We start from the raw sequence: 16,308 nt of genomic DNA on the forward strand, positions 1-16,308 counted from the left end.
ACAGCTCAACCGTTTCTCAACAACCCCGATCAGCGGGTGGCATCTTACTTGCCGCCCCCTACTTTACCGGCCTGACCAGCGGCTGTGGCTGGCTTGGGGTTTTTGACGTAGGCTTCGAGCCAGCCGTTCATTTCCCAGAGCATATGCAACAGCGATTCTTTAGCCGTATAGCCGTGACTTTCGTACGGCAGCAGCACCAGTTTGCTGGTTACGCCGAAGCTCTTGAGCGCGTTGTAGTAGCGTTCTGACTGGATCGGGAATGTGCCGGTATTGTTGTCGGCTTCGCCATGAACCAGCAGAATCGGCGTTTTCACTTTGTCGGCATTCATGAACGGCGACATCGTGTTATACACCTCCGGCGCCTGCCAGTAGGTACGCTGTTCGTTCTGGAAGCCGAAGGGCGTCAGCGTACGGTTGTAGGCGCCACTGCGGGCAATACCGGCTTTGAACAGCTTGCTGTGCGAGAGCAGGTTCGCCGTCATAAAGGCTCCGTACGAGTGACCGCCCACGCCTACGCGACTCGAGTCGACCACGCCCAGCCGAACCCCTTCGTCGATGGCCGCTTTGGCGCTGCTGACGAGCTGCTCAACGTAGGTATCGTTCGGCTCCTTGTCGCCTTCGCCCACGATGGGGATGCTGGCGTTATCGAGAATAGCATAGCCCATGGTTACAAAGGCCGCAGCACCCCAGTAGCTGATCCGGTTGAACTGGTAGGGCGAACCCGACACCTGTCCGGCCGCGTCTTTGCTCTTGAACTCTGCCGGGTAGGCCCACAGGAAGGTAGGCAGCGGCCCCTGCTCTTTCTTGTAGCCAGCTGGCAGATACAGCGTAGCCGTCAGGTCAACGCCGTCGGCCCGTTTGTAGCGAAGCTGTTGCTTCTGAACGCCTTTCAGCTGCGGGTAGGGGTGCGGGAAAGCCGTTACCTGAACCGGTGCTATGCGGGCCTTGAGGTTGCGGACAAAGTAGTTCGGGTTCTCGTCGGGTGTTTCGCGGGTGGTCAGGATTACCTGCCGGGCTGCGTCCAGAACGGCAACGGGCCGCTCGAAGTAGGGCGCTGCCGACCGCCACAGTTCGCGGGTTTGTTTGGTCTTCAGGTTGAGCAGGCTCACAAACGGACGGTCGCCTTCGGGCGAGGCTCCCTGCCCGTTCAGCATCAGAATCTCGTTGTTGGCCAGCAGGTTCAGTACTTCACGACCGTACTGGTTATGGCGCGTGTCGGGCTGGCCGGGGTTGCTGTACCGATCTTCGTATGACCGGTCGAACAGGGTGGCTGCCTGCCAGCTGGTCGGGTTTACGGTACGGGTCAGCATCTTGCGCGTCTGCCACCAGCGTTCGGTAGCCAGGGCCATGGTTTCGTTGCCCCACTCAAAGCCTTCGAACCGGTATTGTGCCGCGTATATTTCGCGAGGCTGTCCCGAAAAAGGCGCTTCGACCAGAAATACCTTGTCCCGTACGTCGGCTTTTACTTTGGGGTCGCCGTTGTCCTGCGCTACGGTGTAGTAGACTGAGGCCGGGGCGTCGGCCCGCCACGCAAACTCGCGCGGACCCGTCGGCGCTCCATCGGGGCTATAGGGTACGCTTTCCTGCAGGGGGCCGTCGTTCAGGGTTTTTATGAGTGCACCCGTACTGGCATATACGTCAGTACGCAGCGGAAACCGGTAAACAGGCACCAGGTAGGAGAAGGGCGTATGAACGGTTTCGATCATGACGTACTTACCATCCGGCGATGGGTCGGCCGAGGCAATGATGCCGGGTTGGCCGATGGGCGTTGCCTGTCCGTCGAGGCTGAGCCGCACCACCTGGGCGGTGGTGTAATAGGCAAACTGTTTCTCGTCAGACGGGCTTTTGAGCAAATCCTGATAGGTAGGTGCCTGCCCGCGTTTACCACCAATGTTGGCCTGGGTGGTAGGTCCGGCGGGCACACGGCTCATTTCAGGCGTATTGCCCCGACCAGCCGGCACGGTCTTCACAATCAGCGCCCGACTGTCAGACAGCCAGCGGAAAGGGATACCCATGGTCGCGTTGAGAGCCGCACTCCCTACTTTGGTCGCTTTGGCCGTCGCTACATCGGCCACGTACAGATCGATTCGTTCGTCGGTGGAGTTGGCAAAGGCAATCTTGCTGTAGTCGGGCGACCACTGTACGTAGCTGATCAGCGCCGACGCCGGCAGCCCCGTTACGGGTGTTTCTTCCCTGGCGTTCAGTTTTTTAATTTTCAGGCCCGTGATGTAGCGCATGCGGCTGGGGCCGTTATTGGCCGGGTTCATGCGCAGACCGGCCAGTTTGAGTTCCGGTTGGGCCAGTTCGGCAATGCCGGGCGCTGAGGCCTGCTCCAGAATGACCATGACATCACCTTTGTCAGACAGACTGACCGTCGGCGTGGGCGGCATCGTCACCAGATCGGCCAGCGCTTTGGGTGGTGTCTGATACGTCGGCGTATCCTGAGCGCCCGCCAGTCCGGCCTGTAGCAGCAGGCCAGACAGGGTCAGCGCAAAACGGGCTTTGCCTACCGACCGCGACAGGTCAGAAATCGTCGTAAATAAGGACATGAGTTGAGTTTTTAGGTTAGCGTGAGTATAAAATTAGCCACAGAAACGGCAAAAACGATACTGTCCATAAAAAATGATAACTTGCTATCGCGTTCTACGTTACCCAATCTGAATTTTTGGGATTTTACCTGCTATGCTAACGGATTCCACTGATCACCAATCACTCGCTGAACTTACTGAGCAACTGGATGGCATCCTGAATGCATCATTAAACGGTATTATTACTTATGAGTCCGTTCGTGATCAGACGGGCCAGATTATCGACTTCAAATTTATTCGGCTCAATAAAGCGGCCAAACGCATGCTGGGGCTGACTGATGCGGTGATCGGTGAGCCTATGCTGGACCAGCTGCCGGGGGTGAAAGAAGGAGGGCTGTTCGACATCTTCGTTCAGGTTGTCGATACCGGCGAGCCCGCCCGCTTTGAGACGCCTTACCCAGATGGCGATCAGCTGCTCTGGTACGACATGGCCGTTGTCAAGCTGGCCGATGGATTTGTCATTACCTTCAACGATATTACCCTGGCCCGGCAGAATCAGCAGGCCCTGGAAGAGCAGTCGCGCGCGAGCAAACGCCAGGCCGACCTGCTCAACAGTGTGCTGGATAGCTCAGCCAGCGGTATCAAAACCCTGGAAGCCGTTCGCGATGAGGCCGGCCGGGTAGACTATTTCAAAGTCATTGCAATCAATAAAGTAGGGGCGGCTCTGCGCGGCAAGAGTGTAGGAGACCTCGTTGGGAAGCGCGCTTCGGACGTATTTCCGGGAATTCGTGAACATGGGTTGTTCGATCAGTATGTACGGGTGACCGAAACCCGTGAGCCGCATCGGTTCGAAACATGGTATGAACTGGATGGCCATGGTATATGGCTCGATATCACCTTGTCGCCGTTCTACGATGGGCTGGTGGTCACTTATACCGACGTTACCGAGCAGCACCAGGCGGCTGTTCAGAAAGAACGGCAGGCCAACTTCCTCAATAAATTACTCGACGCATCGTCGAACGGCATCGTCGCCGAACGCGCGATCCGTAACGCCGAGGGCGACATTGTCGATTTCCTGGTCTTGTCGGCGAACCAGCAGGCCGCCACGATCTCGCAGTCAACGGTCGACGCGCTGGTCGGGCAGCGCGATCTTGAGCTGCATCCGAACCTGCGCGAGTCGGGCTTATTCGACGCCTTTGTCAAAACCATAGAGACGGGACAGCCGCAAGTTGTTGAAACGTATTACGACGACGGACGGCTCAGCCAATGGCTAAACGTAAATACCCGTAAACTCGCCGACGAGGAGCTGGTCATCACCTTTTCGAACGTGTCGGCCGAAAAATACGCGCAGCTGGCGCTTGAACAGGCTGCCGCTGCCAACAAAGCCCAGGCCGAACTGATGCACACCATGCTCGATGGGGCCATCAACGGCGTATTATTGCTGGAGCCGATCCGGGAGCCGGCAACGGGTAATGAGCCGGGTGCGGTCGTTGATTTCCGGATTCTGGCTGCCAACCGGGCCGTAGAGCAGCTCACCGGCGCTGATCCGGTGCAGGCCATTGGCCGAACCATGCAGGACGTGTACCCGGGCTATCGGCAGGCAGGCTTCTTCGCACTGTATTGTGAGACGCTGGCAACCGGTGAGCAACGGCGTGCGGAGAACTACTACGAAGACGAGGTCCTGAAGGGGTGGTTCGAAGTGTCGTCGGTTCGGCAGGGCGAACAGGTGGTACTTACCTTTGCCAATACCACCGAAGTCCGGCGTGCCCAGCAAGCCCTGAAACAGGCGGCAGCCGACCTGCAGGCCGTTATCGATCGTTCGCCAACGGGAATATTCGTCTTCAGCCCGGTTTATGACGAAGCAGGCCGGCACGTTGATTTTCGGTTCAAAACCATCAACCGGATGGTGGCTGCCATGGTGGGTCAGACGCCCGAGGTGCTAACGGGTGCCATAGCGTCAGCATGGTTTACCAGCTACCGCGAAACGGGCCTGTTCGAACGCTACCGGTATACGTTTGATACCGGCGAGGAACAGCGATTCAGCATTCATTACGATGTTGACGGGTTCGATCTCTGGTTCGATGTACACGCTATGAAGTTTGGGCAGGATGTACTGGTTACGTTCACCAACTTTACCGACCTCAAGCAGGCTCAGCTGGCCGTAGAACGGCAGGCAGCCGAAACCAAACGCCAGGCCGACCTGCTCGACAGTGTGCTCAACAGCTCCAACAGCGGCATCATGTCGTTCGAAGCCATCCGGAACGAGGAGGGGGCGATTGTTGACTTCGGCTACGTTACGGTTAACCAGGCCAGCGAACAGCTGGTTGGCTACCCCGTCGACTTTATCAAGCGTCATACGCTGCTGAATCTGTTTCCGGGTAACGTAGAGAGTGGCCTGTTTGCTATGTACGTGAATACCACCGAAACGGGCGAGCCGACGCGTACGGAACTGCACTATAATCATGACGGGCTCGACTTCTGGATCGATGTGTCGGCCCAGAAACTGGGCGATGGCTTTGTGGTTACCTTCTCGGATGTGTCGGCCGTAAAACGGGCTTCCCAGCTTATTGAGCGGTCGGCCGTTGAGCTGCAAACGGTTATCGACACGTCGCAGACGGGTATATTCCTGTTCAGTCCTGTACATGACAAATCGGGGCAGGTCGTTGATTTCCGCTTTCGGGTGGCCAACCGGCAGCTCGCTTCGTATGTCGGGCAGGACCCGGCGGCTGTGGTCGGGGCGCTGGGCAGCACATGGTTCCCAGGCTACCAAAGTAACGGCCTGTTCGATGCCTACCACAAAACCTACGTGACCGGCGAGCCGCAGCGGTTCGATTTTCATTACAATACCGACGGAATCGACGTATGGCTCGATATCCTCACCACCAAAATGGGCGATGAGGTACTGGTTACGTTTGGCGATTACACCCCGCTCAAACTGCTCCAGCAGCAACTACAGGCGTCGGTAGTGGATCTTCAGCGGTCGAACCGGAACCTGGAACAGTTTGCCTACGTAGCCAGCCACGACCTGCAGGAACCGCTTCGTAAAATTCAGGCTTTTGGCGATATCATTCAGACGAAGTACGTCGGCGTTATGGATGCCGAAGGCGTGGATATGATCCGGCGTATGCAGTCGGCCGCAGCCCGTATGCAGGTGCTCATAAAGGACGTGCTGGCCTACTCGCGCGTGGCGACCAAACGCGAAGAGGTTGAGCCTGTAGAGCTAAACCCACTCATCGACGATGTGCTGATCGATCTGGAAACGGCCATTGCCGACAAACGGGCGCATATTCAGGTACACCCGTTGCCCACCGTTCCGGGCGATGGTCTTCAGCTACGGCAGCTGTTTCAGAATCTGGTCAGCAATTCGCTCAAGTTCACGAGGCCTGACCAGATGCCGGAAGTGATCATTACGGGCCAGATGGTACGCGGCAAACACGCGGGCCTGCCGGTGTCGGTAGCCGACGAAGGCCGGTGGTTTTGCCGGATCGACGTGTCAGACAACGGCATCGGATTCGACCCGCGCCAGGCCGATCGGATTTTTCAGGTTTTTCAGCGGCTCCACGGCCGGAGCGAATACCAGGGAACGGGTATTGGGTTGGCTATCGTGCAGAAAGTAGTCGAGAACCACCACGGCTATATACAGGCCGACGGACGACCGGGCCAGGGGGCTACGTTCTCCATTCTGCTCCCGGCTTAACCCGAATTGTAGACTGTTGAATAGCTTATCCTCCCGATTCGCTAATTTTTCGTCTGGCCTTTCGTTACTTTGAGGCACAATCAACCTGAAAGACTTCATGCGTATTGTTCTTATATTAATCGGCCTCCTCACCGCTACCTCCTGCAAACTGGAGTTGCCGGGTGTAGATCAGGCTCAGTTTGCGGACCCGACCGCAACCCCCGTTCAGGCTGGTCTGATCGACGAAGCCTCGGGTATGGTCGATAGCCGTACCCAGCCGGGCAACCTCTGGATCAACCAGGACAGCGGCTCACCGGCCGAACTGGCGCTGCTCGGACACGATGGGCAACTCAAAGGCCGGATCAGCGTTCCGCGTTTCGAAAACCGCGACTGGGAAGAGCTGGCCAGCGGACCGGGCCCTCAGGACGGCGTTAACTACCTCTACATCGGCGACATTGGCGACAACAATGCCCAGCAGCCGTTTCTGCAGGTGTACCGACTCCCGGAGCCTGCCAACCTGCAAACGCCGATTACGCAGATTGAGCGGATCAACTTCCGCTACCCCGATGGTCCCCGCGATGCGGAAGCTATGTTCATTGATCCGGCTACCAAAGATATCTACATCATCTCGAAGCGGGAGGCTAACGTGCGGCTGTACCGGCTGCCGTACCCGCAGAACATCAACGAGCTGACCGTTGCCGAATCGCTGGGCGAAATTCCCATGACGTTCGTAACCGGAGCGGCTATTTCGCCCGATGGGTCCGAGATTGTAGTTCGGACTTATACCGAAATCCGGTACTGGAAGCGAAATGCCGGACAAAGCATTGCCGATGCCCTGCAACGGGGTAACAGCAAAGCCCTGCCGTATCGGGTAGAGCCGCAGGGCGAAGCCGTCTGTTTCGACAAGGATGGCAAAGGTTATTTCACCATCAGCGAAAAAGGCAGCGCTTCTGCCGTTAATCTCTTTTATTACGCCCGTAAATAATCGGCACTGGGGCGCCCTGTTCTCAGTTCACTCGATCACCTTTTGAAAACTGCTGCTGTTATCGGGGCCGGTATTGCCGGTATTGCGTCGGCCATCCGGCTGGCGGTGAAAGGCTATGCCGTTGACGTCTTCGAGGCTAACGACTATCCGGGCGGTAAACTCTCCACGTTCGATCTGACCACCGACCGGGGAAGTTACCGGTTCGATGCGGGGCCGTCGTTGTTTACGATGCCGCACCTGGTCGATGAACTGTTTCAGCTGGCCGGTCGACAGCCGGCCAACTATTTTCAGTACATCCGGCTGGACGAAACCTGCCGCTATTTCTGGGACGATGCCACCCGACTTACGGCCTGGGCCGACCATACCCGATTCGGTCAGGAAGTCGAGTCCGTTCTGGGCGAACCCGCGGATCATCTGCTGGACCACCTCCGCGACAGCGCTCTTAAGTATGAGGTAACCGAAAAGCTGTTTCTGCACCGGTCACTGCACAAAATTGGTACCTGGATCAACCGGGATGCCTTACGGGGCTATCTCAACCTCCCCAGGCTGGGGGTGTTCAGCACTATGAACAAGGCCAACGAGGGTCGGTTTCGGCATCCCAAACTCGTTCAGCTGTTTAACCGCTACGCCACCTACAACGGCTCAGACCCGTACCAGACACCCGCCACCCTGAATATCATTCCGCATCTGGAGTATAACATCGGCGCTTTTTTTCCGGTGCAGGGCATGGTCAGCATTACCGGGAGCCTGGTTCGGCTGGCCGAAGATCTTGGCGTTCGGTTCCACTACCGGGCGCGGGTAAGCCAGCTCGTCACGAAAGGAACGCAGGTGTTGGGCGTTCAGCTGGCGGGCGAGGAGCAGCCGCGTCCCTACGCGCTGGTTGTATCGAACATGGATGTGGTCAGTACGTTTCGGAAACTGCTGCCCAACGCCCGGCAGCCGGAACGGATTCTGCGGCAGCCCAAATCCAGCTCGGGGCTGATCTTCTACTGGGGTATCCGGCGCGAGTTTGCCGAGCTGGGGCTGCATAACATATTCTTCAGCAACAACTACCGCGCCGAGTTTGCCGAGTTATTTGGCCAGAACCAGCTGTACAGCGACCCGACTATCTACCTCAACATCACGTCGAAACACAAGGCCGATGACGCTCCGCCGGGTTGCGAAAACTGGTTTATCCTGCTCAACGCGCCCAACAATACCGGTCAGGACTGGGATGCTATCATCAGCCGGGCGCGGCAGGACGTGATCCGCAAACTGAGCCACAACCTGGGCGTCGATGTAGAGCCGCTCATCGAAACCGAAGCTGTTCTGGACCCGCGCAGTATCGAAGCCCGAACCTCATCGAGCCAGGGCGCTCTGTACGGCAACAGCAGCAACAACCGGTTTGCGGCTTTCCTGCGGCATGCCAATTTCTCGCACGAATTCCGGAATCTGTACTTTGTAGGGGGGAGCGTTCATCCCGGCGGAGGCATTCCGCTCTGCCTGCTCTCGGCCAAAATCATGACGGATGTGGTTGATGAGAAGGCCAGCCAGTAGTTTAGTTCTGACGGGTAGCTACGGAAACAGAACGTAGTAAACCAGATGCGGTACTCTGTAAACTGAGTACCGTTTTAGTATCTTGCTGCATGGATTCCTCTATTCTGATTATAGTGCTGAGCCTGGCGGTGCTGATTTCCTACGGCTTCGACCTGTTCAGCAGTCGTTTCAAGATTCCATCGGTACTATTGCTGCTGGCGTTGGGTATGCTGACCCGGCAGGCTACCGACTACTTTAGCGTGCGGGTGCCTTATCTGGATACCATCCTGCCAACGCTGGGCACGCTGGGCCTTATTCTGATCGTGCTGGAGGGCGGGCTTGATCTCGAACTCCACGGTGAGCGACTGGGGGTGCTGCGCCGAACCCTGCTGGCGTCGCTGCTGTCGATTATTGGCGGTACGCTGCTGATGGCGGGCACGCTGTACCTGCTGCTCAACGATACGTTTTACCATTGCCTCATTGCGGCTCTCCCGTTTTCTATCATCAGTAGCGCCGTTGCCAACGCGAGCGTGACCAACCTCTCCGACGGGAAACAGGATTTTGTGGTTTACGAGTCGGCCTTTGCGGGTATTCTGGGGATCATGGCTTATAACTTCCTGCTGCTCAGTCGCGATTCGGTGCTGGGGGCGGTCTGGTTCTTCGCGCGCGACACGCTGGTGATGGCGCTGATCTCGCTGGCCTGCTGTTTCCTGCTGCTCTACCTGATCAGCCGCATCAACCATCGGATCAAGTTTTTGCCCATTATTTCGGTGCTGTTTCTGGTCTACGCCCTGGCCGAAATTAACCATCTGTCGTCATTGCTGCTGATCCTGATCTTCGGGCTTTTCCTGAACAATACGGAGCTGTTTATCCGCGGCACACTCAGCCGCATCCTGAAAAATGATCTGTTCGAGAAAGAGCTTGAGCAGCTCAAAAACCTCACGGCCGAGGGCGCCTTCGTTGTCCGGACGTTTTTCTTCCTGATCTTCGGCTACATAGCCGTGCCGAGCGAACTCATCGATACGGATGCGCTGATCGTCAGTGCGCTGTTTGTGTTTATCATCATCACCTGGCGCTGGCTGACGCTGCGCATCACCTACCCAAGTGCCGCCAGACCCCTGCTCTGGATAGCGCCCCGTGGCTTGATCACCATTCTTCTTTACCTGAATATTCCGGAGAACCTGCGGCTGGTCGGCTTCCGCGAGGGCATTCCCATGCTGGTGGTGGTGATGTCGTCGCTGGTGATGATCGGCGGAGCGGTTCGGGGGCAGCGGTTGAACAACGAGTAAACTACGGCCTGCTTTTTTTCGTCCATTTCAGAAAGGCCCAGACCGGTCGTGTGGCCAGGTAGCCCAGGTTCTGGTCGTTGGCAAACGCTTCGCGCTCGAAGCTGATATTCCGGTAGGCCGTATAATGGTCGCGGTACTGAAATCGGCGGATCACATATTCAATCAGATACCAGAAGTAGAAGGGAACGATACCCAGCTCCAGTTGCTGGCGCAGGTGAATCCGTTCGTGATTGATCAGCGTGGGGCCGGGGTTTCTGTGCCGGACCAGGATGAACGGAAACAGGGCCATGCCATCGGGACCAAGTGCAGGAATTCGTAAAATAAATAGCTTCTTTGCCATCGACATACAGACAATTACGGAGTCGTTCCGGTTCTATTTTATGACTATAACCCTCATCATACTCTTCGTTATTGGGTACCTGCTGATCACCCTCGAGCATCCGATCAAAATTAACAAGACCGCTACGGCGCTGATTACGGGTGTGGTTTGCTGGACGGTATATGCCCTGTCGGTCAGTGATATAGAAGCCGTTGTTCATCATCTCGGCGAGCACCTGACGGGGGTTGCGGAGATACTGTTTTTTCTGCTGGGGGCCATGACTATCGTAGAGCTGATCGATGCGCACGATGGTTTCACGCTCATTACCGACCGGATTGCCAGTCGCAATACCCGCACGCTGCTTTGGATTATTAGTCTCCTGACCTTTGGTCTGTCGGCGCTGCTGGATAACCTCACCTCGTCTATTGTCATGATTTCGGTAGCCCGCAAGCTGGTTCGCAACGCGGAGCAGCGACGGGTCATTGCCGGTATGATCATCCTGGCTGCCAACGCCGGCGGTGCCTGGTCGCCCATTGGCGACGTAACGACGACTATGCTCTGGATAGGCGGGCAGATCACGACCACCAACATCATTCGCGAATTGCTGCTGCCCAGCCTCGTATCGCTGGTCGTGCCGCTGGGTATTCTGACATTCATGTACAAAGCCGATACGCAGGCCGCTCAGCCAACGGCGAAGCAGGGCATTAGCCGGCCTTACGTGTCGAAAGCGGCCCGACGCGACCGGCGGCTGATGCTGGCCATCGGACTGGGGGGCATGCTGTTTGTGCCGATCTTCAAAACCGTTACCCATCTGCCGCCTTACATGGGCATGATGCTCGTGCTGGGTGTAATCTGGGTGGCGTCGGAGGTGATTCACAGCGACAAGGATGAAGCCGAACGGCAGAAGTTCACAGCCGCCCACGCCCTGAGCCGCATCGACACGTCCAGCATATTGTTCTTTCTGGGCATTCTGCTGGCGGTTGGCTCGCTCGAAGCAACGGGCGTGCTGCGGAGCCTGGCCGGCGCGTTGACCGATGCGGTCGGGAACCTGGATGTAATTGTTCTGCTGATTGGGCTTGTATCGGCTGTGGTCGACAATGTGCCGATTGTAGCGGCTGCCATGGGAATGTACGATTTAGAGACCTATCCGCCTGATGCCAAGCTCTGGGAATTTCTGGCCTACTGCGCCGGTACCGGTGGCAGTCTGCTGCTGATCGGGTCGGCGGCCGGGGTAGCCGTTATGGGTATGGAGCGACTGTCGTTTGGCTGGTACCTGCGCCGGATCAGCTGGCTCGCGCTGATCGGTTATGTTGCGGGGGCTGTGGTATACCTGGTTGAGTACGCCCTGTTCCGGTAGCCGGTACCGCCCATGCCAGAGCTGCTCAGAGGCTTGCCGATTCAGGGGCGATTCTTTACATTTGGTCGAACCAATCACCCCCTTTTCTCCTCATGAAACGATTCCTTATAGCCCTGTTACTGCTGCCGGCGCTGACCCGGCAGGCCACTGCACAAGACGCCCCTACGGCCGATCAGGTACTGGACAAATACATAACAGCCCTCGGCGGTAAAGATGCCCTGACGAAAGTAAACGATCTGACAATGAGCATGTCGAGCGAGACCGAGCGCGGGGTGATGATCATTACCCGCAAGCAGAAACTACCCAACAAGTTCTCGATGGTGATCAACGCCAACGGTATGGAGGTGATGAAGCAAACCGGCGACGGGCAGAAGGTGCTTATGGGCGGAATGCAGGGCAGCCAGACACTAGACGGCCCGGCGGCTCAGCAGATGACCCTGATGAATACGCTTTTTCCGGAGTTGCACTATGCCGAAAATGGCGTTAAAACAACCCTGGTCGGGCCCGAGACCGTTGACGGCAAGAGCACCTACAAACTCAGCCATACAACTGCCGACGGATCATCTACCTGGACGGACAACTTCGACACCAGCACGGGCCTGAAAGTGCAGTCGGTCGTAACCAACAAATCGCCCCGGGGTAGCATGACGACGACAACCGTATACGACGATTATAAGGATGTGAGTGGTATCAAATTTCCGATGACGCTCAATCAGAAGTCGGCCCGGGGTACCATGGTCATGACCGTCGATAACGTGAAGGTCAACAAAGGGCTCAAAGATTCGGATTTTAAAACCGAATAAATGGTGCCGACATGCTACCGACATGCTACCGACATGCTACCGACGCTGCGCTGTGAAGGCCCTACGGGCCATATGAATGATCGGGTCGTTTGCTGCTACCGACGCTGCGCTGTGATGGCCCTGACGGGCCAAGGATGATCGGGCCGTTTGTTACCGACGCTGCGTTGTGAAGGCCCTACGGGCCATGGATGATGGGCCGTTTGCTGCTACCGACGCTGCGCTGTGAAGGCCCTACGGGTCATGATTCGTGATAACGTGATCGTGATAACAGTGGTAAACCATGGCTGGCCTTTTTGTCGTCCCGGCAAAGGACCGGGCCACCGAAGTGGGGATCTTCTGTAGCCGAAGGTTTTTTAGCCTCGCCCGGAGATTCTTACTGCCAACGGGATGACAAAGAATAGTCGTAATCGACTGTTCGTCGTTCGCGTTACGTAACGGTGCCATAATCAGGAACTGCCTGACAGGACATAAAAAAACGCCCGACCTGCTGGCCGGGCGTTTTTTGTGGCTTCGTTAGTCGAGTATCGGCACCACCTTGTCGAGGTTGTAGAAGATGATATCTTCTTTGCCGCTTTCGGTTTCGTTCATCATCATACCCACGATGGCGTTCTTCTGAATCCGGCCCGACAGGATTTCCTTCGAGAGGGCGTTCAGGATGCGCCGTTGCAGCACACGCTTCAGCGGGCGGGCGCCAAACTGAGGATCGAAGCCTTCGCGGGCGATGAAGTCGAGCACCTCCGTGTCGGCTTCGAGTGCGATACCCTGCTCGGTCAACCGGTGCTGGATCTGCCGGAACTGGATCTCCATGATCTTGCGCACTTCGCGTCTGGTCAGCGGCTGAAACATCACCAGTTCATCGATCCGGTTCAGAAACTCGGGCCGTACGGTCTGCTTCAGCAGCTCAAACACTTCTTCTTTCGTGCTCTCGATGATTTGATCGGCATTCTGATCCGTTATGTCGGCAAACCGCTCCCGGATCACGTGCGACCCGATATTCGAGGTCATGATGATAATCGTATTCTTAAAGTTGGCTACCCGGCCTTTGTTATCGGTCAGGCGACCATCGTCCAGCACCTGCAGGAGAATGTTGAACACATCGGGGTGTGCTTTCTCAATCTCATCGAGCAAAATGACGCTGTACGGTTTCCGACGAACGGCCTCCGTTAGCTGACCACCTTCGTCATAGCCTACGTAGCCCGGAGGGGCACCAATCAGGCGGCTCACGGCGTGGCGCTCCTGGTACTCGCTCATGTCGATGCGAACCAGCGCGTTCTCGTCGTTGAACAGGAATTCGGCCAGGGCCTTGGCCAGCTCGGTTTTACCGACGCCGGTCGTACCCAGGAAGATGAACGAACCGATGGGGCGCTTCGGGTCCTGCATACCCGCGCGGCTCCGGCGTACGGCGTCCGACACGACCTCGATCGCTTCTTCCTGACCCGCTACCCGCTTGCCGAGTTCCGCTTCCAGGAACAGCAGTTTGTCGCGTTCCGACTGGAGCATGCGGCTCACCGGAATACCTGTCCATTTGGCCACCACTTCGGCAATGTCTTCGGAGGTGACTTCTTCCTGCAACATGGGGCTCTGGTTGTTGGACACGTCGCCGTCGCCTTTCTCCCGTTGCAGTTCCTTCAGGCGGTTTTCGATTTCCGGGATGCGGCCGTACCGAATCTCGGCTACTTTGCCGTACTCGCCTGAGCGCTCGGCCTGTTCGGCTTCGATGCGGAGCTGGTCGAGTTGTTCTTTCAGCGTACGGCCTTCGTTGACCGACGCTTTTTCGGTTTCCCAGCGGGCTTTCAGTTCGGTACGCTGCTCGTTCAGCTCGGCAATTTGCCGGCTCAGGACGCTTTCTTTGTCGCGGTCGTCTTCGCGCCGGATGGCTTCGCGTTCAATTTCCAGCTGCATGATCCGCCGGTTCAGCTCGTCGAGCTCTTCGGGTACGGAGTCGATCTCGAGCCGGAGCTTGGCTGCGGCTTCGTCCATGAGGTCAATGGCCTTATCGGGCAGGAACCGGTCCGAAATGTAGCGGTTCGACAGCTCAACGGCGGCAATGACCGCGTCGTCTTTGATGCGTACGCCATGGTGCAGCTCATAGCGCTCTTTGATACCGCGCAGGATCGAGATCGCATCCGGCACGTCGGGTTCATCGACCATAACGGACTGGAACCGGCGTTCGAGGGCTTTGTCTTTCTCGATGTATTTCTGGTATTCTTTAAGCGTGGTAGCACCGATGGCGTGCAGTTCGCCCCGCGCCAGGGCTGGTTTCAGCAGGTTAGCCGCATCCATAGCCCCTTCGCCACCACCGCCCGCACCAATGAGGGTGTGGATTTCGTCGATGAACAAGACGATTTCGCCATCGGAATCCGTCACCTCCTTGATAACGGCCTTCAGCCGTTCTTCAAACTCACCCTTGTATTTGGCACCGGCCACGAGCAAGCCCATGTCCAGCGACATAATAATCTTCGACTTGAGGTTTTCGGGAACGTCGCCCTGTACAATGCGCTGGGCCAGTCCTTCTACGATGGCGGTTTTACCGACACCGGGTTCACCCAGCAGCATCGGGTTATTTTTGGTCCGGCGGCTCAGTATCTGGAGCACCCGCCGTATTTCTTCGTCGCGGCCAATCACCGGGTCAATTTTGCCCGCGCTGGCTCGCTCGTTGAGGTTGATACCGTACCGCTCCAGCGACTGGTACGTTGCCTCTGCGTTTTGGTCTTTCACAGGATTGTTTTTGCCCCGCAGGTCGCGAATGGCATCTTTTAGGGTTTTTTCGGAAAATCCGATGTCTTTCAGTAACGTAGCTACGGTGTCTTTACCACCAACGAGGCCAAGTAGCATCATTTCGACGCTGACATACTCGTCGCCAAAGTCTTTCATTTGCGTCTGGGCCCGTTGCAAAGCCGCGTTCAGATCATTGCCCAGGTAAATACCCTGCTGCTGCCCACCGGCAACGACCACTTTGGGGTACCCGTTGATGATGGCATCCAGGGCGAGGGTCAAGCGTTTGATGTCGGTACCGAGTTTCCTGGCCAGAAACCCTACGGTGTTTGGGTCTTCTTCTAGAATGGCTTTCAGCACATGGCCTGTTTCGACCGTTTGCTGCTGATTGCCCTGCGCCATCTGGGCCGCATGCTGCACGACCTCCTGCGCCTTTATGGTGTAATTATTAACGTTCATGGCTGGTTGAGGAATGAATGAGATAGATCAATAACCAGGTATTACAGTCAGTATCTACCAGTTGGTAACAAACTCCGGGCCGGGTCTGTTTTGCGGACATTTTGACGTGAAATAAGCCATTAAGACTGTTAAATGCGTCAAAATGTCTTTATGGGATTTTGTATGGAGAGTATAATTCAGGCGTTCCGAATGCGCAAGATCCTCGACATTCCGCCTGTATCCTACGGGATGTGTGTCAATGAATAAATCTGTATGCGCAGCAGGTCAACCGTAATCGGTCAGGGCGAATATCATTAGGGTATGTCCATAGCCATAGGGACAGAGTTCATAGAGAAGCCGCTTAGAGATTTCTATGGTTTAAGCAAGTGAATACGCATAGGTTTTGTCATATTCTTGGTTCTTGCTTACTACCGCATAGGCCCGCCCTATCAACTTATTGCGAACGGCGTTGAGAACGGCCATCTTATTCTTACCCTCACCGACCTTCCGCTGATAGTAATCCCGTAGTTCTCCCTTGGCTCGAATAGCGGTCATGGCCGATAAGTGAAGTAATGTTTTCATGTGCTTGTCGGCCATGGGCGATACGCGTGTTTTGCCACGGATGCTGCTACCGGATTGATAAGGAAACGGGGCTACGCCCGCATAACAAGCGAACTGTTTAG

The 16,308-nt window shown here is 56.5% G+C and carries 10 protein-coding genes; 6 read left to right on the top strand and 4 right to left on the bottom strand.

All coding sequences use genetic code 11. The features are described 5' to 3' along the window. Positions 1-44: 44 nt before the first annotated feature. Complete coding sequence (locus B1C80_RS26035; RefSeq protein ID WP_077924113.1) at positions 45-2,549, bottom strand: prolyl oligopeptidase family serine peptidase; 2,505 nt, start codon at positions 2,547-2,549, stop codon at positions 45-47. A 133-nt stretch (positions 2,550-2,682) separates the two neighbouring features. Between B1C80_RS26035 and B1C80_RS26040 the strand changes: the two genes are divergently transcribed. From B1C80_RS26040 to B1C80_RS26055, 4 genes are all read left to right on the top strand, one after another. Further along, entirely contained in the window at positions 2,683-6,225 is a 3,543-nt protein-coding gene (locus B1C80_RS26040) for a PAS domain-containing protein (protein WP_077924114.1), read from the top strand. Positions 6,226-6,322: 97 nt separating this feature from the next. Further along, positions 6,323-7,189: a PE-PGRS family protein gene (locus tag B1C80_RS26045; protein ID WP_077924115.1), complete on the top strand. Its 867-nt coding sequence runs from the start codon at positions 6,323-6,325 to the stop codon at positions 7,187-7,189. 42 nt (positions 7,190-7,231) lie between these two features. Then, on the top strand, positions 7,232-8,725 hold the full coding sequence (crtD, locus tag B1C80_RS26050) for a 1-hydroxycarotenoid 3,4-desaturase CrtD (protein WP_077924116.1): 1,494 nt from the start codon (positions 7,232-7,234) through the stop codon (positions 8,723-8,725). 89 nt (positions 8,726-8,814) lie between these two features. Next, on the top strand, positions 8,815-9,993 hold the full coding sequence (locus B1C80_RS26055) for a sodium:proton exchanger (protein ID WP_077924117.1): 1,179 nt from the start codon (positions 8,815-8,817) through the stop codon (positions 9,991-9,993). A 1-nt stretch (position 9,994) separates the two neighbouring features. Here the strand turns inward: B1C80_RS26055 and B1C80_RS26060 are convergent, their stop codons facing one another. Beyond that, positions 9,995-10,333, bottom strand: coding sequence for a hypothetical protein (locus B1C80_RS26060; RefSeq protein ID WP_077924146.1), 339 nt, complete (start codon positions 10,331-10,333; stop codon positions 9,995-9,997). A 40-nt stretch (positions 10,334-10,373) separates the two neighbouring features. Between B1C80_RS26060 and nhaD the strand changes: the two genes are divergently transcribed. After that, positions 10,374-11,669 (top strand): sodium:proton antiporter NhaD, encoded by a 1,296-nt coding sequence (gene nhaD, locus B1C80_RS26065; RefSeq protein ID WP_077924118.1) that lies wholly within the window; start codon positions 10,374-10,376, stop codon positions 11,667-11,669. Positions 11,670-11,761: 92 nt separating this feature from the next. Then, positions 11,762-12,472: a hypothetical protein gene (locus tag B1C80_RS26070; RefSeq protein ID WP_077924119.1), complete on the top strand. Its 711-nt coding sequence runs from the start codon at positions 11,762-11,764 to the stop codon at positions 12,470-12,472. A gap of 513 nt (positions 12,473-12,985) precedes the next feature. Here B1C80_RS26070 and clpB read toward each other — a convergent pair. Together clpB and B1C80_RS26080 are read right to left on the bottom strand one after the other, a co-directional pair. After that, on the bottom strand, positions 12,986-15,646 hold the full coding sequence (gene clpB, locus B1C80_RS26075) for an ATP-dependent chaperone ClpB (protein ID WP_077924120.1): 2,661 nt from the start codon (positions 15,644-15,646) through the stop codon (positions 12,986-12,988). A gap of 357 nt (positions 15,647-16,003) precedes the next feature. Then, positions 16,004-16,308 (bottom strand): transposase (locus B1C80_RS26080; protein ID WP_139361746.1); only part of this gene is annotated, 305 nt, incomplete at its 5' end.

The sequence above is a fragment of the Spirosoma sp. 209 genome (assembly GCF_002006735.1).
Lineage (GTDB): Bacteria > Bacteroidota > Bacteroidia > Cytophagales > Spirosomataceae > Spirosoma > Spirosoma sordidisoli.

Coding starts and splice junctions, on each gene's coding strand:
- B1C80_RS26035 (WP_077924113.1), bottom strand. CDS start 2,549: ATGTCCTTATTTACGACGATTTCTGACCTGTCGCGGTCGGTAGGCAAA.
- B1C80_RS26055 (WP_077924117.1), top strand. CDS start 8,815: ATGGATTCCTCTATTCTGATTATAGTGCTGAGCCTGGCGGTGCTGATT.
- nhaD (WP_077924118.1), top strand. CDS start 10,374: ATGACTATAACCCTCATCATACTCTTCGTTATTGGGTACCTGCTGATC.
- B1C80_RS26070 (WP_077924119.1), top strand. CDS start 11,762: ATGAAACGATTCCTTATAGCCCTGTTACTGCTGCCGGCGCTGACCCGG.
- B1C80_RS26045 (WP_077924115.1), top strand. CDS start 6,323: ATGCGTATTGTTCTTATATTAATCGGCCTCCTCACCGCTACCTCCTGC.
- B1C80_RS26040 (WP_077924114.1), top strand. CDS start 2,683: ATGCTAACGGATTCCACTGATCACCAATCACTCGCTGAACTTACTGAG.
- clpB (WP_077924120.1), bottom strand. CDS start 15,646: ATGAACGTTAATAATTACACCATAAAGGCGCAGGAGGTCGTGCAGCAT.
- B1C80_RS26060 (WP_077924146.1), bottom strand. CDS start 10,333: ATGGCAAAGAAGCTATTTATTTTACGAATTCCTGCACTTGGTCCCGAT.